The following is a 23,683-nucleotide window of genomic DNA, read 5'->3' as shown; positions in this document are numbered from 1 at the left end:
AACATCAACTCTTTTTACTTTCTTATATTATTATATAGATAGGCATAGAAACTCGGAGTGCATGAGATGAGTGATTTCCTATCAAGCCTATACCCATGGACCAAATCGCTTCACGTCATTTCTGTAATCGCTTGGATGGCTGGTATTTTTTATCTGCCACGTTTGTTTGTGCGTCATACAGAAAACGTAGAAATTGGCAGTGAAACCGATCTGCTGTTCCAAGACATGGAAAAAAAGCTGTTCAAGGTCATCATGAATCCTGCGTTTGTTTCCACTTGGATTTTTGGATTGAGCTTGGTGTTTACCCCAGGTGTTGTTGATTGGACCTCGGGCTGGTCGTGGATCAAAGCGGCTTGCGTGATCGTTATGACCTGGTTTCATCACTGGTGTGGGCACAGGCGCAAAGACTTTGTCGTGGGCAACAATCGTTTGACGGGCAAGCAATACAGGCTGATGAACGAAGTCCCAACTGTGTTGATGATCGTGATCGTCATCATGATTATCGCGCGTCCATTCTGAGAAACATTGACTCACGGGCGCGTCCTGTCTATTGAACCTTAAATCCCTGCCGTCCGGCATCACGGGATATTTCACACCACTTATAAAAAACGGATCGCTTGGCGGTCATAGTTTGGATGTCTCGATGACTGTAAATTCCCTCAATCTCTCTGATCTTAAAGCAAAAACGCCAAAAGACTTGCTGTCTATGGCGGAAGAGCTTGAGATCGAAAACGCGTCCACGATGCGCAAGGGCGAGATGATGTTCTCGATCCTCAAAGAGCGTGCTGAGGAAGGTTGGGAAATCACCGGCAACGGCGTTTTGGAAGTTCTGCAAGACGGATTTGGGTTCTTGCGCTCTCCTGAGGCCAACTATCTGCCTGGGCCTGACGATATTTATGTGACGCCTGAGATTATTCGCCAGTTTGGTATGCGCACCGGCGATACTGTCGAAGGGTTGATGCAATCCCCAAACGACAACGAGCGTTACTTCACGATGATCAGCATCACGCAGATCAACTTTGAAGAGCCTGAAAAAACCCGCCACAAAATCAACTTTGACAACCTGACACCGCTCTACCCTGATGAGCGTTTGAACATGGAAATCCAAGATCCGACGTTGAAAGATCGCTCAGCTCGCATCATTGATCTTGTTGCGCCGATTGGTAAAGGCCAGCGCTCATTGATCGTGGCGCCGCCGCGTACTGGTAAAACGGTTCTGCTGCAAAATATCGCGTCCTCTATCGGTATCAACCACCCTGAGTGCTATTTGATCGTGCTGTTGATCGATGAGCGTCCAGAAGAGGTGACAGACATGCAGCGTTCTGTGAACGGTGAAGTTATTTCCTCGACCTTTGATGAACCCGCATCCCGTCACGTTGCGGTCTGTGAAATGGTGATCGAGAAAGCCAAGCGTCTTGTGGAACACAAACGCGATGTTGTGATTTTGCTCGATTCTATCACTCGTTTGGGCCGCGCCTACAATACTGTTGTGCCGTCTTCAGGTAAGGTCTTGACCGGTGGTGTTGATGCCAATGCTCTACAACGTCCAAAACGCTTCTTTGGTGCTGCGCGCAATATCGAAGAGGGTGGGTCTTTGACCATCATCGCCACAGCTTTGATCGACACAGGCTCGCGCATGGATGAGGTTATCTTTGAGGAATTCAAAGGCACGGGTAACTCTGAGATCGTTCTGGATCGCAAAGTGGCAGACAAACGCGTCTTCCCTGCTATGGACATTCTCAAATCAGGGACGCGTAAAGAAGAGCTTTTGGTGGATTCAAAAGATCTTCAGAAAACCTATTTGCTACGTCGTATTTTGAATCCGATGGGCACGACAGACGCGATCGAGTTCTTGATTTCCAAGCTCAAGCAAACCAAATCAAATGCTGAATTCTTCGATTCGATGAACGCATAACATTTAATTATCAATGGGTTAGCCTATGGATACGATTTATGCTCTCGCATCCGCCCGCGGTAAAGCGGGCGTCGCAGTGGTCCGGATTTCCGGGCCTCTTGCGTTTTGGACTGTCGAAAAACTCACTGGGTCTGTTCCGAAGGCGCGCCACGCCTCCCTTCGAACGTTGAGGGATGATCAAGGCGATATTCTTGATAAAGCCTTGGTAATTTGTTTTGAACCAGGTGCGTCTTTTACGGGCGAACAAAGCGCAGAATTGCAGATACACGGTTCCATCGCCATCGTAAAATCCGTTTTGGAAGTGCTGTCAAAACTGGACGGGTTGCGTATGGCAGAGGCAGGTGAATTTACCCGTCGCGCACTTGAAAACGAACGCTTGGATTTAGCACAGGTCGAAGGCCTCGCAGATCTGATTGAATCAGAAACAGAGGCGCAGCGTAAACAAGCAATGCGGGTGCTGTCTGGCGCTTTAGGTGATAAGGCCTCTGGTTGGCGCACATCGCTAATCCGTGCAGCTGCTTTGATCGAAGCCACAATTGATTTTGCTGACGAAGAAGTCCCTGTTGATGTTTCGCCTGAGGTTCTTGAACTTTTAGCGGGCGTCATGCTTGAGCTTGAATCTGAAGTCTCCGGAGTGCGTATTTCAGAACGCATCCGTGAGGGCTTTGAGGTTGCCATCGTTGGTCCTCCCAATGTCGGAAAATCCACTTTACTTAATGCTCTAGCTGGTCGTGAGGCTGCAATCACGTCCGAAGTCGCGGGCACTACACGCGATGTTATTGAAGTGCGGATGGATTTGGTCGGCTTACCAGTGACTTTGCTTGATACTGCAGGTTTGCGCGACACCACTGACGTTGTTGAAACCGTTGGTATAGCACGAGCTAAAGAACGTGCAGAGACGGCAGATTTACGGGTGATCTTAGTTCCATCAGTGGATTCTGAACCTGAGATTATACCAAAAGACGGTGATCTTGTCGTTATCGGAAAAGATGACATAGGTACTGAATCTGACTTGTCGGTATCTGGTTTGTCGGGGCAGGGGCTTGATGCCTTGGTTGCGCTAATCTCGGATCGCCTGTCGTCAATGGCCTCTGGTGCATCCACTGCGACACGCGAGCGTCATAGAATTTCGATGATGACCGCTTTGTCCACTTTGGATTCGGCAAAAAATGAAGTACTGATGGGGGCAGACCGCGCTGAGCTTGCAGCTGAGGATATGCGTACAGCGATTCGTGCGCTAGATGCACTTGTAGGCCGTGTTGATGTTGAAAATCTTTTAGACGAGATTTTCTCAAGTTTTTGCATCGGTAAGTAACCGTAGACTTAAGGAATGTTTCACGTGAAACAACGAGATTTTGATGTCATCGTCGTGGGCGGCGGTCATGCTGGGGCTGATGCTGCGGCTGCCGCGGCGAGAACTGGCGTAAAAACTGCCCTTGTGACGCTGAAACTTAGCAATATAGGCGTCATGTCATGTAATCCAGCTATCGGAGGACTTGGAAAAGGTCATCTGGTACGCGAAGTCGATGCGCTTGATGGTGTCATGGCACGTATAGCTGATAAAGCTGGAATCCAATATCGCCTTCTTAATCGTCGCAAAGGTCCAGCGGTTCAGGGACCACGCGCACAAGCAGATCGCAAAATTTACCGTACTGAAATGTTGGCTGAGCTGTCAAATACACCAAACCTATCGATTATTGAAAGCGAAGTGACAGATCTCGTCATGGATGGCGGGCGCGTTTGCGGAGTGGTTCTTGGTGATGGTGTTACACTGACCTCAGGTGCTGTTGTTTTAACCACTGGGACGTTTTTGAACGGTATCATTCATATTGGAGACGTTCATCACTCCGGTGGTCGTATGGGCGATAAGCCGTCCATTGCGCTCGCAGATCGCTTGTATGGATTTGGTCTTCCTATGGGGCGTCTTAAGACAGGCACCCCCCCACGTTTGAGTAGTAAAACGATCAATTGGGATATTCTGGAAGAGCAGCCTGGTGATGACGAGCCGGTGATGTTTTCATTTTTAAATACTAAACCATCTGCGCGTCAGGTGTCTTGCGGCATCACGCATACAAACAAACAAACCCATGACATCATTCGCGCAAATCTAGAAAAATCCGCCATGTACGGCGGCCATATCGATGGCGTAGGCCCACGTTATTGTCCTTCCATTGAAGACAAGGTCGTCCGCTTCGCCGATAAGACGTCGCATCAAATTTTTCTTGAACCAGAAGGACTTGACGACGATACCGTGTATCCCAATGGCATTTCCACCTCATTGCCGGTGGATGTTCAGGAAGCATATGTGCGTTCTATCACTGGCCTTGAGAAAGTTGAGATTCTTCAACCAGGTTACGCGATCGAATATGATTATGTCGACCCTCGCGCCTTGCGCCCGACTTTAGAACTCCGCGATGTGCCCGGTCTCTTTTTGGCAGGCCAGATCAATGGCACCACAGGATATGAGGAGGCCGCTGCGCAAGGTCTTGTCGCTGGCCTAAATGCTGCAAAACTGTCTGCCGACACAGAACAAGCATTGTTCAGTCGCTCAGAATCCTACATCGGCGTCATGATTGATGATCTTGTCACGCGCGGCGTTTCCGAGCCTTACCGAATGTTTACATCTCGCGCAGAGTTCCGTTTGACTTTGCGCGCGGATAATGCAGACCAGCGCTTAACGCCTATGGGCATTGATCTCGGCTTGATCGGGGCAGGTCGAAAGGTGGCCTTTGATCAAAAAATGTCGCTGCTGTCTGCGGGCAGGGCGTCTCTTGAGGTTGCGACATTTACTCCGAAAGAGATGCGTAAGGCTGATATCAGCGTGAGCGAAGATGGAAATCGACGCAATGCGTTTGAAATTCTTTCATTCCCAAATGTGACGTTTTCAAACTTGGTCAAACTGGAACCATCATTTGGTAGTATCGATGAAATTATACAAAACCAACTGTCTTGCGATGCGCTCTACGCCAACTACATCGAGCGCCAGAATCGCGATGTTGAAAAAATGAAGCGTGATGAAGCTCATGAAATTCCTGATGATTTTGACTATTCGGAGCTAAAAGGTCTTTCAAACGAGCTTCGTTCAAAGCTGGTTGTCGTTCGGCCCCAGACCATCGGTCAGGCCTCTCGTGTTGAGGGTATGACACCTGCAGCCTGTACGCTTATTCTCGCACGGCTTCGTCAGGCTAATCGTAAGAAGGTTTCCAACGGATGAATACAGTAGAAGGTTTCGGGTTAGATGTTTCACGTGAAACATTTGAACGCTTGTCAGTTTATGAAGCGCTTCTCAAAAAGTGGAATCCAGTGATCAATCTGGTTTCAAAATCCTCAATTACTGACCTTCGAAACAGACATTTTATAGATTCGGCGCAAGTATTTTCACTTATGCCTGAAGGTGCAACAACTTGGGTTGATATAGGTTCTGGTGGCGGCTTCCCTGGCATGGTCTGTGCGATCATCTGTGCTGAAAAGTCACCAAAAACAATATTCCATTTGGTTGAATCAGACGTTCGTAAGGCGATATTTTTACGCAGTGTAGCGCGCGAGACTGGTGTGAGCGTTTATGTTCACTCGGAACGAATTGAAAAAATGGACTCTTTTGATGCTGATGTTTTGTCTGCGCGGGCTCTTGCCTCATTAGAAAAACTTCTTGAGTTTTCTGCGCCTCACTTGCAAAAAAACGGTGTAGCGCTGTTTCCAAAAGGAGAAAATTACAAGTCTGAGTTTGTAAAAGCTCAAGAAAATTGGCGATTTGACTGTGAAGAGCACCAAAGTATAACAGGTTCAAATTCGGTCGTTTTAAAAATAGGAAATATACAACGTGTCTGATCCTACGCGCCCACAATCACCAAAAATTATCGCGGTTGCAAACCAAAAGGGCGGTGTTGGTAAAACCACAACAACTATCAACCTTGCTGCTGCTCTTGTCGAGTTAGGGATGCGCGTTTTGGTAGTGGATTTAGATCCTCAAGGAAATGCGTCAACAGGGCTAGGAGTTGAGCCTGAGCAGCGAGACCGAACCACCTATGATCTGATCATGGGCGATGTCGATTTGGCTGAAATCATTCAACTGACTCATACTGAAGATCTATATGTCACGCCTGCGACAATTGATTTATCGTCGGCTGATATTGAAATGGTTGCCAATGAAAAGCGCAGTTTTTTGCTGCATGATGCTTTGCGTCAATATGCGATAGATGGATATGCATTGGATTATATCCTGATTGATTGCCCTCCATCTTTGAGTTTGTTGACGGTAAATGCCATGGTTGCAGCAGATTCGGTGCTTGTACCTCTTCAAAGTGAGTTTTTCGCGCTTGAGGGACTATCACAATTGATGTTGACCGTACGAGAAGTGCGACAAACAGCCAACCCAAAGCTTAGAATTGAGGGTGTGGTTTTGACAATGTACGATCAAAGAAACAATCTTTCGCGTCAAGTCGAGCAAGATGCCCGCGAAAATTTGCAAGATTTGGTATTTGAGACGGTGATTCCGCGAAATGTACGGATCAGTGAAGCTCCTTCATATGCTTTGTCCGTTTTAGATTATGATACAAATTCAAAAGGCAGCCAAGCTTATCGCGCTTTGGCAGTCGAATTGCTGAATAAACGGAGTTAGTTAGATGTCCCAACCACCTAAAAGTTCAAATAAGCCACGCGGTTTGGGCAGAGGGCTTTCAGCTTTAATGGCTGATATTCCCAACGACCCTGTTGTCGTCGATAGTGAAAGTGGCGCGCGCCGCGCGGATATGGTTGTGCCGATTGAGCGCGTTGAGCCAAATCCAGATCAGCCGCGTCGTCAGTTTGTGCAAGAAGACTTAGACGACCTTGCAAATTCAATTCGAGAAAAGGGCGTTATCCAACCTTTGATTGTGCGTCCAAGCCCTCGGGTCGACGGAAATTTTGAAATTGTCGCTGGCGAGCGCCGTTGGCGAGCGTCGCAGCTGGCTAAACGTCATGATATTCCTATTATTGTGCGTGAATACGATGATATCGAAGTGCTTGAAGTTGCGATTATCGAGAATATTCAGCGTGCAGATCTTAATTCGATCGAGGAAGCTGCCGGTTACAAGCAGTTAATGGAAAAATTTGGCCACACTCAAGAAAAACTGGCAGAAGCCTTGGGTAAAAGTCGCAGTCATATCGCGAATTTGATGCGACTGTTGCAATTGCCTGATGATGTACAAGGCTTCGTTGTGTCGGGTGATCTATCTGCAGGACATGCGCGTGCTTTGATCACGTCAGAAAATCCGTCTGATTTGGCACGTATCGCGGTTAAAAAGGGTCTTTCTGTTCGGGATACCGAGAAACTCGCAAAGCAGGAAAAATCTCCATCAGCATCAAAGGCTCGCGTTTCTAAACCCACCAGCGAAAAAGACGCCGACACGCGAGCGCTTGAGGGGGATCTATCTGCCGCCATTGGAATGAATGTCAGTATTGCCCATAAACCTGGAACTGAAAGCGGCGTATTATCTATATCATACAAAGACTTAGATGATTTAGATGCTTTGTGTCAGATACTATCGCGTGGAGTTTAAGGTTTAAGGAATAAGCTCTCGTAAGATTGCGTTTAACAATGGGCGACCTTTTGGCGTAACCAAAAGGCGCCCATTTTCTGTTGCGATCAAACCATCTTCACTCAAGTATTTGTTTTGAATGATAAAAGGGTGCCCTTGTAGAGCTGACGCGCGCTCCAGATCAATGCCTTCAGAAAGGCGAAGGCCCATCAAAAGAAACTCTGTCAGCTGCTCATCTGCAGGAAGACTGGTGCAAGAGCCTTCGCCAGAACCCGTTTTTCTGACTTTTTCAAGCCAAAGGGCAGGGGATAGCGGTGTATCTGTTGCATGTCTTTGACCATCTATGGTGAGACGGCCATGCGCACCGGGCCCAATACCCGCGTAATCGCCATAACGCCAATATATTTCATTGTGGCGGCTTTCAGATCCCTTTTGGGCGTGATTAGAGACTTCATAAGCACTCATGCCAGCCGCATCACAAATCTCTTGAGTGGCAAAATACATATCTGTTGCGGTGTCTTCAGTTGGCAGGCCGCGAAGTTTGCCGCGACTGTAGCGATCACCAAAGGCCGTGCCGTCCTCAATTGTCAGTTGATAGAGCGATAGGTGATCAACTGCCATATCAAGCGCTTCTTTCAGCTCGATCTTCCAATCATCCAAAGTTTGCTGTTGGCGCGCGTAAATCAGATCAAAGCTGATACGATCAAAGGAATCTCTTGCGATATCAAAGGCCTTACGCGCATCTTTAACGGTATGAAGTCGTCCCAATGCTTTAAGGTCATTCTCGCGTAAGGACTGAATACCCATAGATAGCCGATTGACGCCAGCGTCGCGGTAGCCGCGAAAGCGACCTGCTTCAACAGAGGTTGGGTTTGCTTCAAGTGTGATTTCGCAATTGTTGGCGAGTGTCCAACGGCTTCGAATACGCTCCAATATCGCCGCAATCAATTCGGGTGACATTAGTGAAGGTGTACCGCCGCCAAAAAACACAGAATTTAGTAATCGTCCCTGCGTTAGGGTCGAAATACGATCAATTTCCGACAGATACGCGGTCTGCCAATCTGCCTCGTTAATTGTGTTGGAAACATGAGAGTTAAAGTCACAATACGGGCATTTTGCTTTGCAAAACGGCCAATGAATGTAGAGACCAAAGCCACCGTTTTGCCAATCTTCCATGATTATCCCTTGAACGCTGTCACTTCGATTTCGATCAACATCTCAGGCTTGATCAAATCGGCGACAATCATAGTGGCGGCTGGGCGAATATCGCTCAAAACTTCGCCAAGTGCTGGAATGACTTCATTGACCAAATCGGCGTCGGTAATCGTGTATTGCACACGCACGATGTCAGTCATTTGAAATCCAGCCTCTACCAGTGCTTTGGAAATGGTGGCAAAACAATTTAGGGCTTGGTCAGCCACAGAGACAGGCATTTCCATCGTGGTATAATCGTATCCCGTGGTGCCTGAGACGAAACACCAGTCGCCTTGAGCCACGGCACGAGAATAGCCCATGGTTTTCTCAAAGTCGGAACCGGATGAAATTAAAGTACGTTTGCTCATTTTTTCAAATCCTTGAAAGGGCCATTGACGAATTTGGTAAAAGCATCAGCGCGGTGACTCATGGCTTGTTTAAGAGCTGGGTCCATTTCGGCAAAGGTGATGTCGTAACCAAGGGGCACAAAAATAGGATCAAAGCCAAACCCTTTGTCGCCACGCATTGGCCACACAAGACGTCCCTCAACTTTGCCCTCAAACACTTCATCGTGACCATCCGGCCAAGCAAGACAGAGCGTACAACAAAACTGTGCGAGCCGTGGCTCTGCCGCATTTTTGTTCTCAAGCATATCCCATACCTTTTTCATCGCCATGGGGAAATCGCGACCATCTGGCGTTTCAGCCCAATCGGCGGTGTAGACGCCAGGATCGCCATCAAGCGCATCTACCATAATCCCGCTGTCATCTGACAATGCAGGCAGACCGCTTTTCTGCGCGGCATAATGCGCTTTGATGCGGGCATTGCCAGCGAAAGTGTTTTCGGTTTCCTCTGGTTCGTCAAACCCAAGATCGCCCGCAGAGACCACTTCGATGCCAAAAGGTGCAAGCAGAGCTGAAATTTCGATCAACTTGCCTTTGTTGTGCGATGCTAGGACGATCTTTTTGCCATCAAATGCGCGCATTATGCCACCGCAGCGTTTTGTGCGGCAACCAATTCGGCAACGCCTTTTTCAGCCAAATCAAGCAATTGATTCATTTGAGCACGCGAATAGGTGGACCCTTCGGCGCTCATCTGAGTTTCAACCATTTGACCGTTGGCGAGCATAATAAAGTTACCATCAACGCCGGCTTCTGAATCCTCAGGATAGTCGAGATCAAGAATGGGCTGACCCGCGTAGATGCCACATGACACCGCCGCCACATTGGACATTAAAGGATCTGTGGTGATATCGCCCGCTTTGATCAGCTTATTGACAGCAAGACGCAGGGCAACCCAACCACCCGTGATAGAGGCACAACGCGTGCCGCCGTCGGCTTGGATCACGTCACAGTCGATGGTGATTTGACGCTCCCCCAAGGCCACACGATCAACGCCAGCGCGCAGTGATCGCCCAATCAGACGTTGAATTTCAACAGTGCGGCCACCTTGTTTACCTGATGCGGCTTCGCGGCGCATGCGTGATGTGGTTGAGCGGGGCAACATGCCGTATTCTGCGGTGACCCAACCTTGACCAGAATTGCGCATAAATGGCGGGACGCGGGGCTCTAACGTGGCAGTACACAAGACATGCGTGTCGCCACAGCGGATCATGCAAGACCCTTCGGCATGTTTGGTCACGCCTGTTTCGATGGAAATGTCGCGCATTTGGTCTAGTGATCTACCGGAAGGTCGCATATTTTGTCCTTTGACTGATGTTTGAACTGACATAGCCAAGTGTAGGCAATCGGTGCAAGTGTCATTGACCCTTACGCTGCATGTCTTTTAACTGCAAACAGACCTAAATTTTGGCGGACCTATGTCAGAGCGCACCAGTTTGATTACCGAAATGAACGACAGATCGCGTGAAGTTTTTCGCAAGGTCGTCGAAGGCTATCTTGAAAGTGGTGATCCCGTGGGGTCTCGCAGCCTGACGCGGACGATGAACGAAAAGGTGTCAGCCGCGACGATCCGAAATGTAATGTCAGATCTTGAATACCTTGGCTTGCTTGACAGTCCACATACTTCAGCGGGTCGTATGCCGACGCAGCTTGGGTTGCGGATGTTTGTCGATGGGCTTTTAGAAGTCGGAAAAGTTGATCAATCGGATCGCGATAAAATCGAAGAGACGGTAAACACAGATCAAAACGATGTCGGTGCGACGCTGGATCGTGTTGGGTCAGTGTTGTCAGGCATTACCCATGGCGCCAGCTTGGTTTTGACACCAAAACATGAAGCGCCCGTCAAGCATATCGATTTTGTTAGTCTTGATCCCTCGCGCGCGCTTGTTGTTTTGGTTTTTGCTGATGGACATGTGGAGAATCGCGTGTTCAAGCCACCTGTTGGGCAGACAGCGGCATCGATGCGCGAGGCTGCGAATTTTTTAAACGCGCTGGCGCAGGGTAAAACTCTGTCAGAGTTACGCCGCAGTGTTGAGATTGAGATTAAATCGCGCAGGCAGGAACTTGATACGCTGGCAGCGGAATTGATTGAAAACGGTGATGCATTTTGGGAAGGCGAAGGTCCGCAAAATGAACGCTTGATTGTGCGCGGGCGGTCAAACCTGCTGGGAACTGGTGCTGACGATGGCGATCTGTCGCGCATTCGAAGTCTGTTTGATGACTTGGAGCAAAAGCGGGATATTGCCGAATTCTTAGAACTTACCGAAGATGGTGACGGTGTGCGCATTTTTATTGGCTCTGAGAACAAACTTTTCTCTCTTTCGGGTTCCTCTTTGGTGGTTTCTCCTTATATGAACGCAGAACGAAAAATTATTGGTGCCGTTGGCGTCATTGGGCCGACTCGTTTGAATTATGGACGGATCGTTCCAATTGTCGATTACACGGCGCAGCTTGTTGGCAAAATTCTGTCCAGTAAGTCTTAAAAGGTGAAACATGACGGATTCGAACAAAGACTTGAACGCTGAATTCGATATGGAAGTTGATGATCCCATCGATTTCCTTGGCGAAGACGTAAGCGAAGAAGAAATCGAAAAGTTGCGCGCTGAGCGTGACGAGATGCGCGACCGCTTTATGCGGGCTATGGCGGATGCGGAAAATTCACGCAAACGCTCTGAGCGTGATCGCAAAGAGGCCGAAAACTACGGTGGCTCAAAGCTTGCGCGCGATATGTTACCTGTGTTCGACAACCTCAAGCGTGCGGTTGATACGATCACCGACGAGCAACGCGAAGCACAAGCAGCGCTGATCGAAGGCATCGAACTGACCATGCGCGAGCTTTTGAATGTGTTCAAAAAACACGGCATCGACGCTCTTGCGCCCGAAGTTGGCGATAAGTTTGATCCCAACATTCACGAAGCGATGTTCGAAGCAGCGCTACCTGGCACAAAAGCAGGCGACATCATTCAGGTGATGAACGTTGGCTTTATGATCCACGATCGCTTGTTGCGTCCTGCGCAAGTCGGTGTGAGCTCTACGCCAGCCTAAACCTCGGCGAGCGATTTGAGCTCGTACAGCAATTGCAGCGCCTCTCGGGGTGTCAGCTCGTCGGGAAGAATCTCGGCGAGCTTTTCTTCGACCTGACTTGGGCCCGCCTGTATCGACGCGGGCGCCGGAGCAGGATTGACTGAAAACAACGGTAAATCGTCGATGATTGCCTTGGGCGAGGTTTTGGTATCTGAATCACCTTTTTCCAAAGCCTGCAAAACCACGCGGGCACGTTCAACCACAGCATTTGGCAATCCTGCGAGCTTGGCGACTTGCACACCATAAGACCGATCAGCTTTACCCTTGATCACCTCATGCAAGAAAATTACATCGCCGTCCCATTCTTTAACCGCAACGGTGGCATTGTCCGCACCGCTCAACTTGTCGGATAGCGCTGTCATTTCGTGGTAATGGGTCGCAAACAACGCACGCGATTTATTGACGTCGTGCAAGTGTTCTAAAGTGGCCCAAGCGATAGACAGCCCGTCATAGGTTGCAGTGCCGCGGCCAATCTCGTCTAAAATAACCAAGGCGCGGTCGTCTGCTTGATTCAAAATGGCGGCGGTTTCGACCATTTCCACCATAAAGGTCGAACGACCACGGGCCAAATCGTCAGAGGCACCAACACGTGAAAACAGCTGCGATACGATGCCAATATGAGCAAAACGAGCAGGCACAAATGACCCCATTTGCGCAATCAGCGCGATCAATGCGTTTTGGCGCAAGAACGTGGATTTACCGGCCATGTTGGGACCAGTCAAAAGCCAGATCGCAGCCCCGTCATGCCCGTCGGTCAGATGGCAATCATTGGCAACAAATTGCGACTGACCTTGTTTGCGCAGGGCACGCTCAACAACAGGGTGACGCCCACCTTGAATTTCAAAAGATCGACCCGAATCCACATTAGGGCGCGTCCAATTTTCGCCAACGGCCAAATCAGCCAGCGCAGTGACAAGGTCAAATTCTGCTAAAGCACGAGACGCATCTGCAATGCGCGGCGCTACGGATAAAATAGCGTCGCGTAGTGTGGCAAATAGGCGTTTTTCAATCTCAAGCGCGCGGCCGCCGGCGTTGTGGATTTTAGTTTCCAGCTCGCTGAGTTCCAGCGTGGTAAACCGTACCTGGTTGGCGGTGGTTTGACGGTGAATAAAGGTTTCGTTCAGCGGTTCGGACAACATTTTTTCGGCATGCGTCGCGGTACATTCGATGAAGTAGCCCAGCACATTGTTGTGCTTTACTTTGAGGGATTGAATGCCCGTCGTTTCCGCATACTGCATTTGCAAAGACGCGATCACCCCGCGACCTTGGTCACGTAATGTACGACATTCATCAAGCTCTGCATCATAGCCTTCGGCGATGAAACCACCATCGCGTGCCAACAATGGCGGTTCGGCTACGAGTGCATCTTCTAATAGGTGGATGATCTGATCATGTCCTTGCAAAATGTCCATATTTTGCTGGAATAAGTCTGGTATTTGACTTGGAGTCATCGATTGAGAAATCGAAAGCGCTTGGATCAAGCCGCTGCGAATAGCTGTCAAATCACGCGGTCCGGCGCGGTCCAACCCAAGACGCGACAGGCTGCGTTCCATGTCGGGCACTTTGCGCAGCACATCCCGCAAGACATCGGCTTGCTTTCGGTTCGTGACGGAAAATTCTATGGCATCAAGCCGCGCCTGGATCACAGATACATCGCGTGATGGGCTGGATAGTCGTCGTTCCAGCAATCTGCCGCCTGCCGCTGTCACTGTGCGATCCATGGCGGCGATCAGCGATCCTTCACGCCCGCCGGACAGGGCGTGGGTGATTTCCAAGTTGCGTCGCGTTGCTGCATCAATTTGCATCGCGCCACCAGTATTTTCACGCAAAGGTGGGCGCACCAAAGGCAGTTTGCCTTTTTGAGTGATTTCCAAATAGTCGATAATCGCGCCCATGGCAGAGATTTCTGCCAAACCAAAGGGTGCGAAAGAATCCAAACTTGAGACGCCAAACAGATCTTGCAAGCGTTTTGCGGCTGATGTGCTATCAAAAGAACTGCGCGACAGAGGCGTGGTTGCAGCATCAAAATCAGGGACTAACTCGGCCCAATTTGATGTATTGGCCTCAGACACAATCATCTCAGAGGGGTTTAACCGCGCCAGTTCTGGCGCAAGGCGGATCAACGGGCAGGGCATCACGTGAAACGCGCCCGTTGAAATATCGACCCACGCCAATGCGCCCTCATCACGGACTTCTGCAAAGGCGGCGAGAAAGTTGTGGCGACGCGCTTCCAGCAAACTGTCTTCGGTCAATGTACCGGGAGTGACCAAGCGCACCACATCACGTTTCACAACGGATTTCGCGCCACGTTTTTTGGCCTCAGCTGGGCTTTCAAGTTGTTCGCAGACTGCGACACGAAATCCTTTGCGGATCAGCGTGTGAAAATAGCTTTCAGCGGCATGCACGGGCACGCCGCACATAGGAATGTCGTCACCATCGTGTTTGCCGCGTTTGGTCAGTGCAATATCGAGCGCTTGTGACGCTGCAATCGCGTCATCAAAGAACATCTCGTAAAAGTCGCCCATGCGGTAAAATAGTAAGGCATCTCGGTGACGTGATTTGATTTCGAGGAACTGTGCCATCATCGGTGTCACGGTAGGTTTTTCTGCGGCCACGTGGGAATTCCTCGAATTAAGTTGCGGCCCTAATTTAGCGACAGGGCTGGCAGCGTAAAGGGCACATACGTTCTTTTGTTGAGTGTGGGTGCTTGGCTCGTTAATAAGATTAGACTGGCAAAAAGGAGGCCCCCGAGATGCCCAAACCAAAACAAACTCGCGAAGAAGCATTGGCGTTCCATATGGATCCGCGTCCCGGAAAATTCGACATTACACCGAGTGTTCCAATGACCACGCAGAGTGACTTGTCTTTGGCTTATTCTCCGGGTGTTGCTGTGCCTTGTGAAGAGATCGCAGCAAACCCTGAGACGGCCTATGATTACACAAATAAAGGCAATCTTGTTGCGGTGATTTCCAACGGTACGGCTGTGTTGGGTCTTGGGAATCTTGGTGCGCTTGCGTCCAAGCCGGTAATGGAAGGCAAATCTGTTTTGTTCAAACGATTTGCGGATGTGAACTCGATTGATATCGAGTTGGACACCGAAGATCCCGAACAGATCATTCAAGCTGTAAAGTTGATGGGACCTACTTTTGGTGGGATCAACCTTGAAGATATCAAAGCCCCTGAGTGTTTCATCATTGAGCAACGCCTCAAGGAAGAAATGGACATTCCTGTATTTCACGACGACCAGCATGGCACGGCTGTGATCTGTGCGGCGGGCCTGATCAATGCTTTGCATATTTCCGGTAAAAAGATCGAAGACTGTCGCATCGTTTTGAATGGTGCGGGTGCGGCTGGGATTGCCTGTTTGGAACTGATCAAATCCATGGGCGCGCAGCATGACAATTGCATCATGTGTGACACCAAAGGGGTTATTTATCAAGGTCGTACTGAGGGCATGAACCAATGGAAATCGGCGCACGCCGCAAAAACAGATGCGCGGACTCTGGAAGAGGCAATGCAGGACGCGGATGTGTTTTTGGGGGTCTCTGCCAAGGGTGCGGTGACCGGTGATATGGTGGCCTCAATGGCGCCAAATCCTGTGATTTTTGCCATGGCAAACCCTGATCCAGAAATTACACCAGAAGAGGCGCATGCTGTGCGCGAAGACGCCATCGTGGCCACGGGGCGCTCTGATTATCCGAACCAAGTGAACAACGTTTTGGGATTCCCATACCTCTTCCGTGGGGCGTTGGATATTCACGCGCGGGCTATCAATGACGAGATGAAAATCGCATGCGCCCGCGCCTTGGCGGAGCTTGCCCGCGAAGATGTGCCTGACGAGGTTGCACTGGCTTACGGGCAAAAACTGTCGTTCGGGCGGGATTACATCATTCCGACGCCGTTTGATCCACGTTTGATTTACACCATTCCGCCGGCTGTTGCGAAAGCGGGTATGGACACTGGCGTGGCGCGTCGTCCGATTGTCGACATGGCCGGATATGAGCACGATCTTAAGGCGCGTATGGATCCAACAGCGCAGATTTTGCAAGGGCTCTATGCGCGTGCGCGTCAAGCGCAGGCGACGATGGTCTTTGCCGAAGGCGATGACGCGCGCGTCTTGCGGGCGGCTGTGGCCTATCAACGCGGCGGTTTCGGGCGCGCTTTGGTTGTTGGCCGTGAAGAGGACGTGAAACAGATGTTGAAGGAAGAAGGGCTGACAGAAACTGCGACAGAACTTGAGATCATCAACGCTGCTAATACTGAGCATTTGGACGCCTATAAGTCATTTTTGTACAATCGCCTGCAACGTTCAGGTCATGATCAAAAAGATATTCACCGTTTGGCGGCTCGTGATCGCCATGCGTTTTCTGCCCTGATGTTGGCCCATGGTCATGCCGATGGTTTGGTGACTGGGGCGACGCGCAAATCGGCTCATGTTTTGGATCGGATCAATTCTGTCTTTGATGCCACAGCTGCAGATGGTGCGGTGGGCGTCACGGCGCTTTTGCATAAAGGGCGCATTGTTTTTATATCAGACACTTTGGTGCACGAATGGCCTGACGAAAATGATTTGGCCGATATCGCAGAAGCAGCCGCACGTGTTGCGCGCGCGATGGGCATTGAACCGCGTGTGGCTTTTGCGTCGTTTTCTACCTTTGGCTACCCTGTGTCTGAGCGCGCCAGCAAAATGCATTTGGCGCCAAAAGTTTTGGATGATCGTGGTGTTGATTTTGAATATGAAGGCGAGATGGCGGTTGATGTCGCGCTTAATCCTGACGCGATGGCAAACTATCCTTTCTGTCGCTTGACTGGGCCTGCCAATGTTTTGGTGGTTCCTGCGCGTCATTCGGCGTCAATTTCGGTGAAACTGATGCAAGAAATGGCAGGGGCGACTGTTATCGGTCCTATTCTGACAGGGGTTGATAAGCCTATTCAAATTTGTTCAACGGTTTCGACTGTTAATGATATCCTGAACATGGCGATCTTGGCAGCATGTAAGGTCGGACAAGTAAATTAACAAAACAGGGAAGTGCATGACAATTTTTAATCTTGGGTCAGTGAATATTGACCGGTTCTATGCGCTTCCCCATCTACCTCAGCCTGGCGAAACTCTAAGTGCTTCGGATTATTCTGTTGGTTTGGGCGGTAAGGGCGTAAATCAATCTGTGGCCGCTGCGCGGGCAGGTGCTAAGGTGCATCATATTGGCGCTATTGGAAAATCAGACAATTGGGTGCGGGATCGGATCGAAAGCTATGGCGTCGATTGTACCTATTTGCGCGCATTGAGTGGCAACACGGGACATGCGATTATCTATGTTGATGCCGCGGCTGAAAACACTATCGTTTTGGACGCAGGTACGAATGCGCAACAAGACAGTGGCAGTATCGCCAAGGCGATTGAACTGGCAAAACCTGACGATACGCTTTTGCTGCAAAATGAAACCAACCTGCAGGCCCAGACGGCAAAACTGGCTTTGGACAAAGGGCTGCGCGTGATTTATTCAGCAGCGCCTTTTTCCATCGAAGCGGTTAAGCAGGTGTTGCCGCATGTATCGATATTGGTGATGAATGAGGTCGAGGCTGAGCAGTTGTGTCGAGAAATGGGGCTCACGTTAGATAAAATTCCAGTGCCGCAAGTTTTGGTGACTCTGGGAGCAAAGGGTGCCATGTGGCGATCTAATGAAACGGGCGAGGTGAATGAAGTGGCTGCGCCCAAAGTGACGGCTATTGATACGACAGCGGCAGGTGACACTTTTGCTGGATATTTTGCATCTGGGCTGGATTTGTGTCTATCGATACGAAATGCCATGGAATGGGCTACGCAGGCTGCGGCTTTGAAAGTTACGCGCCATGGTACGGCAGATGCGATTCCGACAGCGGCAGAGGTTTCTACGGTTCAGTCTATTTGAAACACGTAGCACTGTACAAAAAAGGGACGCAAATTGCGCCCCTTTTTCAATTCATAATCCTTAGTGATTATTTGAAACGACGATTGCGTGCCGCCAAAAGTTTCAAGCGCAAGGCGTTGAGCTGGATAAAGCCAGCCGCATCTTTTTGATCGTATGCGCCAGCATCATCTTCAAAGGTCACATGCGCTTCTGAGTACAGCGAATGGTCGGATGCACGTGCAACGGTGGATGCGGAGCCTTTGTAGAGTTTCAAAGTCACGGTGCCGGTCACGTGCTCTTGTGACTTGTCGATCGCTGCTTGCAGCATTTCGCGCTCGGGTGAGTACCAGAAACCGTTGTAGATCAGCTCGGCGTAACGTGGCATCAGGCTGTCTTTGAGGTGACCAGAGCCACTGTCGAGTGTGATTTGCTCGATGCCGCGGTGGGCTTCCAGCAAAATCGTGCCGCCTGGTGTTTCATAAACGCCGCGGGACTTCATGCCCACGAAGCGGTTTTCAACAAAGTCCAATCGACCGATGCCGTGTTTGCGGCCATATTCGTTGAGCGTTTCCAAAACTGTCGCTGGGCTCAAGGCCTCGCCGTTGATGGAAACCGCGTCGCCTTTTTCGAACCCAACTTCGATGAACTCAGGCGTGTCTGGCGCATCTTCTGGGTTCACAGTGCGTTGGTGCACGTATTCTGGTGCGATCTCTGCGGGATCTTCCAGAACTTTGCCCTCGGATGAGGTGTGCAACATGTTCGCATCGACAGAAAACGGTGCTTCGCCGCGTTTGTCTTTGGCCACAGGGATTTGGTGTTGTTCTGCAAATTCCAGCAAACGTGTGCGCGATGACAGATCCCATTCACGCCAAGGGGCGATCACTTTGATTTCTGGGTTCAGCGCATAGGCTGCCAATTCGAAACGCACTTGGTCGTTGCCTTTACCTGTCGCGCCGTGGGCCACGGCGTCGGCACCAGTCATTTCAGCGATCTCGACAAGACGTTTGGAAATCAATGGGCGCGCGATAGATGTGCCAAGCAGGTATTGGCCTTCATAAATCGCATTCGCGCGGAACATCGGGAAAACGAAATCACGTACAAATTCTTCGCGCACATCTTCGATAAAGATGTTTTCAGACTTGATGCCAAGCAACTCGGCTTTTGCACGTGCTGGCTCAAGCTCTTCACCCTGACCAAGGTCAGCCGTAAAGGTGACAACTTCACAACCGTATTCGGTCTGAAGCCATTTCAAAATGATCGAGGTATCAAGACCACCGGAGTAGGCGAGGACAACTTTTTTTGGCGCGGACATTGGCTTTTTCCTTTTGCGGATATCGCTTGGGCGATTACCGAGTTTTTGCACCAAGAGCAAGGTTTCACGCCCTGAAAGCTTTTTGTTTGCGCGTAAAAGCCCTAAGTGTTGCCTAATACATTTGGGAATGGATCGAGATGACTGGATATTTGCTGTTTAAACATGCTGTACAGCGCGTGTTTCGAAATTTGGATGACGCGTTGGCGATCTCTGGCTTGATCTGGATTGCGACCATGGCGGTCGTGATCATCGCGTCAACTTATGCACCAGCTATGCCTGCTACCGCAGAAGGATGGGGGGCCCTAACGATGAACCAAATCTTGATCGCGCTTGGGGCAAATATAGCCGTGATCGTGGCAAGTATTTGGATCGCGGTGGAATGGCATCGGTTTGTGTTGTTGGGTGAACGCCCTCAAACAGTCATCCCGCCGTTTCGCGCGGCATTGATGCTGGCCTATATGGGTAAATCCATTTTGTTGATGGTCGTTCTCTTTGCGATGATGTTTGTCGCGATGCTTGTTTTAATGCTTGTTATGGCTTTGGCTGGGGCTTTGCAGTTTCTTGTGATGGCCTTCATTATTTGTGCGGGTAGTGCATTGATGTATGGGTTTTATAGGCTGTCCCCTATGTTGCCTGCGGCCGCTCTTGGGACATCTCTTCCCATTCAAGACGCTTGGTCTAAAACGGAACCCTATAAGGCGCAGATATTTCAAGCCACGATTTTGATGATTTTAATGACATTGCTGTTGCAAGTGCCTTATGCATTTCTGGGATCAGGGGTCGTCGGGGTTGTGGTGTCTTTGGTCACGGGATGGATCGGTTTGATGGTCGGCGTTAGCCTGTTGTCGGCTATTTATGAACTGGCAACATCGAAGGCAGACAGATGACGCAAAGCACAGATATCACCGGACCCGCACGCGAGGCCACTCAGTTGGTCCGCAAGTTGTTTGAACCTACGCCATGTGCGCGCAATGATCACTTATCGCAAAAGTTTGACGCGGACATTTGGTTGAAACGTGAAGACCTTACACCTGTACGCAGCTACAAAATTCGCGGTGCGGTGAATGCGATGAGCCGCGCGCGTGCGCTAAATCCAGAACTTGATCTTTTTGTCTGCGCATCTGCGGGCAATCACGCGCAGGGTGTGGCTTTTGCTTGCCGCCATTTTGGTGTGCGTGGTGTCATTTTTATGCCCGTCACCACTCCCAAACAAAAGATCGAAAAAACCAAAATATTTGGTGGCGATAACATCGAAGTGCGCATGGTTGGAGACTATTTTGATGATACATTGGCTTCGGCCAAAACCTTTTGCGATGAGGCGTCAGGATATTTTTTGGCACCGTTTGATGACGTTGATGTCATCGCGGGGCAGGCCTCTGTTGCTGTTGAATTCATGAGCCAAATGGCCGAGGCTCCTGATGTGGTGATTTTACCAGTTGGTGGGGGCGGATTGTCGGCTGGCGTTGTTCAATATTTGGCACAAGTGGCACCCAGCACCGAGATTTATTTTGTGGAACCGAGCGGAGGTCCGTCTTTGGCCGCTGCTGTGACAGCCGGAAAGCCTGTGACGCTAAGTTCGGTCGATAGTTTTGTCGATGGCGCGGCAGTTGCGCAAATCGGCGCGATCCCATTTTCTGTGTTGAAACAGGTAGATCAAAATCACGTGCTGAAAGCGCCGGAAGACCGCATCTGCGCAACAATGATTGAAATGCTTAATATTGAAGGCATCGTTCTGGAGCCAGCCGGGGCGCTTGCGATCGATGCCTTGCAAGATTTGAAAGATGTGATCCGTGGGCGTAGAGTTTTGTGCGTTGCGTCGGGCGGAAATTTTGATTTTGAGCGGTTGCCTGAAGTGAAGGAGCGAGCTCAGAAATATCTGGAACTCAAAAAATACTTCATTTTGCGTATGCCGCAGCGACCAGGTGCTTTGCGTGATTTCTTGGATTTGTTGGGAGATACCGACGATGTTGCACGGTTTGAGTATCTTAAAAAATCCGCGCGTAATTTCGGTTCTGTTTTGATCGGAATTGAAACGGACCATCCAAAGAATTTTGATCGCTTGTTTTATAAGATGGATCAAGCTGGTCTTGTGTATAAAGACATAACCAATGACCAAGCTCTGTCTGAGTTTGTTCTTTAATTGGAAAAAATGATATCAGTTTTCGCTGTAAATTCAGCGCGCGATGCTTTGTAGGAAGCTAAGATTTCAGTCAAATCGACAGCGTCAGAGTGCCCGTTTGCTGAGGCAGTTTCTCCTGTTTGACAAAGACTTGAAAAGGACGCAAATCCCAAATTCATAGAACTGCCTTTTAAAAAATGCAGGTCTTGTTCAAGTTTGCTGCGATCCCTTGTGGTTTCAAGTCGTTCAATGACTTCATCCACCTCCTCAAGAAAGAGTTCAACAACTTCGCCAAAATCCTCGACGCCGACTTCATCACGTAATTCGGTAATGCGGTTCCAATCAATCATCTGGGCGCTCCTTTATGCCTCTTTCGCACAGGAGACTTAAAATCGCGTAACTTTTGGGAATCATTACAAACAATTTTATATTTAAGGCACCATTAAGTTGCGCAGGCCAATGTAACGCAAACCACGACATCTAGGTTGGAATAGTCATTGGCAATCGCGCAACAAAAGCAAGCATATCTTACATCCGCCCCTGGGCGAGGTGTCGTAAACAACGTGTTGGTTGTCGACGACTCGCGGGCACAGCGACGTATATTGTCATCCTATCTTGGACGATGGGGCTATACGGTGTTTGAGGCAGAGTCAGGGGATGCTGCTTTGGTGATTTGTGAAACGGAAAAAATTGACCTTATTGTTTCTGATTGGATGATGCCTGGACTTAATGGTCTGGATTTTTGCCGTATTTTCAGATCACTAGACCGTGAGAACTATGGGTACTTCATCTTGCTAACATCAAAGTCAGACAAGGCAGAGGTGGCTGAGGGGCTGGATGTTGGTGCTGACGATTTTTTGACGAAACCGGTTGCTGGCGATGAACTTTTGGCGCGTATCCGTGCGGGGGAACGTATCTTGCGCATGCAGCGTGAACTGTCTGCAAAAAATGAACTGGTCACTTCAACATTACAGGAAATTTCTGGGCTTTATGATTCGCTTGATCGTGATTTGGTTGAGGCGCGCAAACTGCAACAATCGCTTGTAAAAGACCGCTTCAAAGATTTTGATACGGCTCAGGTCTCGCTTTTGTTACGACCGAGCGGCCATGTTGGTGGCGATCTTGTTGGGTTTTTTCCTATAAATGACAATCAGTTTGGTGTGTTTTCAATAGATGTATCTGGTCATGGTGTTGCCTCGGCACTTATGACGGCACGTCTTGCAGCCTATTTGACGGGATCTACGTCTGATCAAAATCTTGCCATTACGCAGTCCGAAGACGGCACTCATATAGCCAAATCTCCTGCAGAAGTGGCAAAGGCGCTCAATACTTTGATGCTGAAAGAAATGGAGACGGATCTTTATTTCACAATGATTTTGGGGCATTTTGACCGGACAAATGGCAAGTTTGTTATGACTCAGTGTGGCCATCCCCATCCCGCGATTCAACGCAAAGAGGGAACTGTTGAGTATTTCGGAGTCGGGGGATTGCCGGTTGGCTTGATTCCAGATGCATCGTTTGATGATTTCGAAATTCAGATTTCGACGGGAGAAAGGATCATTTTACTGTCTGACGGTGTTACCGAATGCCCTGATGGTGCAAATGGCATGTTGGGTGAGGATGGCCTGATTGCGTTGATTGAAAACAATGCAGATCTGACTGGTAGCGCGTTCTTTGACACGATGCTTTGGGATCTGAACAACTTCAACAATGACAAAGATTTTCCCGATGATATTTCAGCTATCCTTCTTGAGTATACAGGCCCAAGTACTCAGTAACGGCAGCTCTGTCACCTGGGTTGCCAAGGCAATCGAGTGCTTGCGCAAAGGGCACCCATTTTGCGGCATGACCAACTTCAGTTGGATTTCCGAGACGTCGAACAGGTCGCGCGACGTATATTTTACACATTTTTTCCGCCCACATGTTGTAGTCAGGCATGAATACGAACCTACGAAAGGCATGTAAAAATAGTGGTTTTGAAATCCGCCAGCCTGTTTCCTCAATGACTTCACGATGTAACGCCGCGATTGGGGACTCGCCCTTGTCGATGCCGCCACCTGGAAGCTGAAACTCTGGTGTAGGGGCCGCTTGATGGGTCAACAGCAAAGAGCCATTCAAAGGCAAAATAGCGTATGCACCGGGGCGCAATGTATAGGAAATACCGTTTATTTTTGGATCACCATAGCGTCGAATCATATCTAGCCCTTTTCCCAGAGGTTGCCGCCCTTATATGAACAAGGTATGCCAACCTGCG

Annotated in this window: 22 protein-coding genes and 1 pseudogene; 15 read left to right on the top strand and 8 right to left on the bottom strand. The window is 49.5% G+C overall.

Annotated features, from left to right (window positions below):
- The first annotated feature begins 66 nt into the window (after window positions 1-66).
- The 7 genes from hemJ (at window position 67) to KO497_RS06975 (ending at window position 7,452) form a co-directional block, all read left to right on the top strand.
- Window positions 67-519 (top strand): protoporphyrinogen oxidase HemJ, encoded by a 453-nt coding sequence (gene hemJ, locus KO497_RS07005; protein WP_215943250.1) that lies wholly within the window; start codon window positions 67-69, stop codon window positions 517-519.
- Window positions 520-643: 124 nt separating this feature from the next.
- Window positions 644-1,915 (top strand): transcription termination factor Rho, encoded by a 1,272-nt coding sequence (gene rho / locus KO497_RS07000; protein WP_215943249.1) that lies wholly within the window; start codon window positions 644-646, stop codon window positions 1,913-1,915.
- Between the two features lie 25 nt (window positions 1,916-1,940).
- Window positions 1,941-3,230, top strand: coding sequence for a tRNA uridine-5-carboxymethylaminomethyl(34) synthesis GTPase MnmE (gene mnmE / locus KO497_RS06995; protein ID WP_215943248.1), 1,290 nt, complete (start codon window positions 1,941-1,943; stop codon window positions 3,228-3,230).
- A 15-nt stretch (window positions 3,231-3,245) separates the two neighbouring features.
- Complete coding sequence (gene mnmG / locus KO497_RS06990; RefSeq protein ID WP_215943247.1) at window positions 3,246-5,129, top strand: tRNA uridine-5-carboxymethylaminomethyl(34) synthesis enzyme MnmG; 1,884 nt, start codon at window positions 3,246-3,248, stop codon at window positions 5,127-5,129.
- Complete coding sequence (gene rsmG / locus KO497_RS06985; protein WP_215943246.1) at window positions 5,126-5,743, top strand: 16S rRNA (guanine(527)-N(7))-methyltransferase RsmG; 618 nt, start codon at window positions 5,126-5,128, stop codon at window positions 5,741-5,743. Before mnmG ends, rsmG begins: the two co-directional genes overlap by 4 nt.
- Entirely contained in the window at window positions 5,736-6,533 is a 798-nt protein-coding gene (locus tag KO497_RS06980; protein ID WP_215943245.1) for a ParA family protein, read from the top strand. Before rsmG ends, KO497_RS06980 begins: the two co-directional genes overlap by 8 nt.
- 4 nt (window positions 6,534-6,537) lie before the next feature.
- Window positions 6,538-7,452, top strand: a complete 915-nt coding sequence (locus KO497_RS06975; protein ID WP_215943244.1) for a ParB/RepB/Spo0J family partition protein — start codon at window positions 6,538-6,540, stop codon at window positions 7,450-7,452.
- 3 nt (window positions 7,453-7,455) lie between these two features.
- Here KO497_RS06975 and hemW read toward each other — a convergent pair whose 3' ends face one another.
- Genes hemW through rph form a run of 4 tightly spaced genes read right to left on the bottom strand, consistent with a single transcriptional unit; the run spans window position 7,456 to window position 10,323 of the window.
- Complete coding sequence (gene hemW, locus KO497_RS06970; RefSeq protein ID WP_215943243.1) at window positions 7,456-8,607, bottom strand: radical SAM family heme chaperone HemW; 1,152 nt, start codon at window positions 8,605-8,607, stop codon at window positions 7,456-7,458.
- Between the two features lie 2 nt (window positions 8,608-8,609).
- Complete coding sequence (locus KO497_RS06965; RefSeq protein WP_215943242.1) at window positions 8,610-8,993, bottom strand: RidA family protein; 384 nt, start codon at window positions 8,991-8,993, stop codon at window positions 8,610-8,612.
- Window positions 8,990-9,610 carry an RdgB/HAM1 family non-canonical purine NTP pyrophosphatase gene (rdgB, locus tag KO497_RS06960; RefSeq protein WP_215943241.1) on the bottom strand — a complete coding sequence of 207 codons (621 nt, stop codon included), beginning with the start codon at window positions 9,608-9,610 and terminating at the stop codon, window positions 8,990-8,992. Before rdgB ends, KO497_RS06965 begins: the two co-directional genes overlap by 4 nt.
- The gene (gene rph / locus KO497_RS06955) at window positions 9,610-10,323 is read right to left on the bottom strand and encodes a ribonuclease PH (protein WP_215943240.1); all 714 of its coding nucleotides are present in this window, start codon (window positions 10,321-10,323) and stop codon (window positions 9,610-9,612) included. The genes rdgB and rph overlap by 1 nt, the downstream gene beginning before the upstream one ends.
- A 121-nt stretch (window positions 10,324-10,444) precedes the next feature.
- On the opposite strand from rph, the gene hrcA reads away from it, so the two are divergent.
- Window positions 10,445-11,509, top strand: a complete 1,065-nt coding sequence (hrcA, locus tag KO497_RS06950) for a heat-inducible transcriptional repressor HrcA (protein WP_215943239.1) — start codon at window positions 10,445-10,447, stop codon at window positions 11,507-11,509.
- A 49-nt stretch (window positions 11,510-11,558) separates the two neighbouring features.
- The gene (locus KO497_RS06945; RefSeq protein WP_252729560.1) at window positions 11,559-12,071 is read left to right on the top strand and encodes a nucleotide exchange factor GrpE; all 513 of its coding nucleotides are present in this window, start codon (window positions 11,559-11,561) and stop codon (window positions 12,069-12,071) included.
- Here the strand turns inward: KO497_RS06945 and mutS are convergent.
- Entirely contained in the window at window positions 12,068-14,695 is a 2,628-nt protein-coding gene (gene mutS / locus KO497_RS06940; RefSeq protein WP_215943291.1) for a DNA mismatch repair protein MutS, read from the bottom strand. The genes KO497_RS06945 and mutS overlap by 4 nt on opposite strands.
- A gap of 167 nt (window positions 14,696-14,862) precedes the next feature.
- Here mutS and KO497_RS06935 point away from each other — a divergent pair, with 167 nt between their 5' ends.
- Window positions 14,863-17,127, top strand: coding sequence for an NADP-dependent malic enzyme (locus KO497_RS06935; RefSeq protein WP_215943237.1), 2,265 nt, complete (start codon window positions 14,863-14,865; stop codon window positions 17,125-17,127).
- 16 nt (window positions 17,128-17,143) lie between these two features.
- Complete coding sequence (locus KO497_RS06930) at window positions 17,144-18,019, top strand: ribokinase (protein WP_215943236.1); 876 nt, start codon at window positions 17,144-17,146, stop codon at window positions 18,017-18,019.
- A 67-nt stretch (window positions 18,020-18,086) separates the two neighbouring features.
- Here KO497_RS06930 and KO497_RS06925 read toward each other — a convergent pair whose 3' ends face one another.
- Window positions 18,087-19,310, bottom strand: coding sequence for an argininosuccinate synthase (locus KO497_RS06925; protein ID WP_215943235.1), 1,224 nt, complete (start codon window positions 19,308-19,310; stop codon window positions 18,087-18,089).
- 137 nt (window positions 19,311-19,447) lie between these two features.
- Here KO497_RS06925 and KO497_RS06920 point away from each other — a divergent pair, with 137 nt between their 5' ends.
- Both KO497_RS06920 and ilvA read left to right on the top strand, forming a co-directional pair.
- Window positions 19,448-20,197, top strand: a complete 750-nt coding sequence (locus tag KO497_RS06920) for a hypothetical protein (protein WP_215943234.1) — start codon at window positions 19,448-19,450, stop codon at window positions 20,195-20,197.
- Complete coding sequence (gene ilvA, locus KO497_RS06915) at window positions 20,194-21,450, top strand: threonine ammonia-lyase IlvA (RefSeq protein ID WP_215943233.1); 1,257 nt, start codon at window positions 20,194-20,196, stop codon at window positions 21,448-21,450. The genes KO497_RS06920 and ilvA overlap by 4 nt, the downstream gene beginning before the upstream one ends.
- Here the strand turns inward: ilvA and KO497_RS06910 are convergent.
- Entirely contained in the window at window positions 21,447-21,779 is a 333-nt protein-coding gene (locus KO497_RS06910) for an Hpt domain-containing protein (protein WP_215943232.1), read from the bottom strand. The genes ilvA and KO497_RS06910 overlap by 4 nt on opposite strands.
- Window positions 21,780-21,992: 213 nt before the next feature.
- Here KO497_RS06910 and KO497_RS19405 point away from each other — a divergent pair.
- Together KO497_RS19405 and KO497_RS06905 are read left to right on the top strand one after the other, a co-directional pair.
- Window positions 21,993-22,319: pseudogene (locus KO497_RS19405) on the top strand (response regulator); the annotation flags it as partial.
- Between the two features lie 33 nt (window positions 22,320-22,352).
- Window positions 22,353-23,207 (top strand): PP2C family protein-serine/threonine phosphatase, encoded by an 855-nt coding sequence (locus tag KO497_RS06905; protein ID WP_354668099.1) that lies wholly within the window; start codon window positions 22,353-22,355, stop codon window positions 23,205-23,207.
- Here KO497_RS06905 and KO497_RS06900 read toward each other — a convergent pair.
- Window positions 23,170-23,625 (bottom strand): NUDIX hydrolase, encoded by a 456-nt coding sequence (locus KO497_RS06900; protein ID WP_215943230.1) that lies wholly within the window; start codon window positions 23,623-23,625, stop codon window positions 23,170-23,172. The genes KO497_RS06905 and KO497_RS06900 overlap by 38 nt on opposite strands.
- Between the last annotated feature and the right edge of the window lie 58 nt (window positions 23,626-23,683).

The sequence above is a fragment of the Pacificibacter marinus genome, from assembly GCF_018860665.1.
Classification (GTDB): Bacteria; Pseudomonadota; Alphaproteobacteria; order Rhodobacterales; family Rhodobacteraceae; genus Celeribacter; species Celeribacter marinus_A.
The sequence above is the reverse complement of the archived record's forward strand: the minus strand, read 5'-3'. Positions and strand labels throughout refer to the sequence as shown.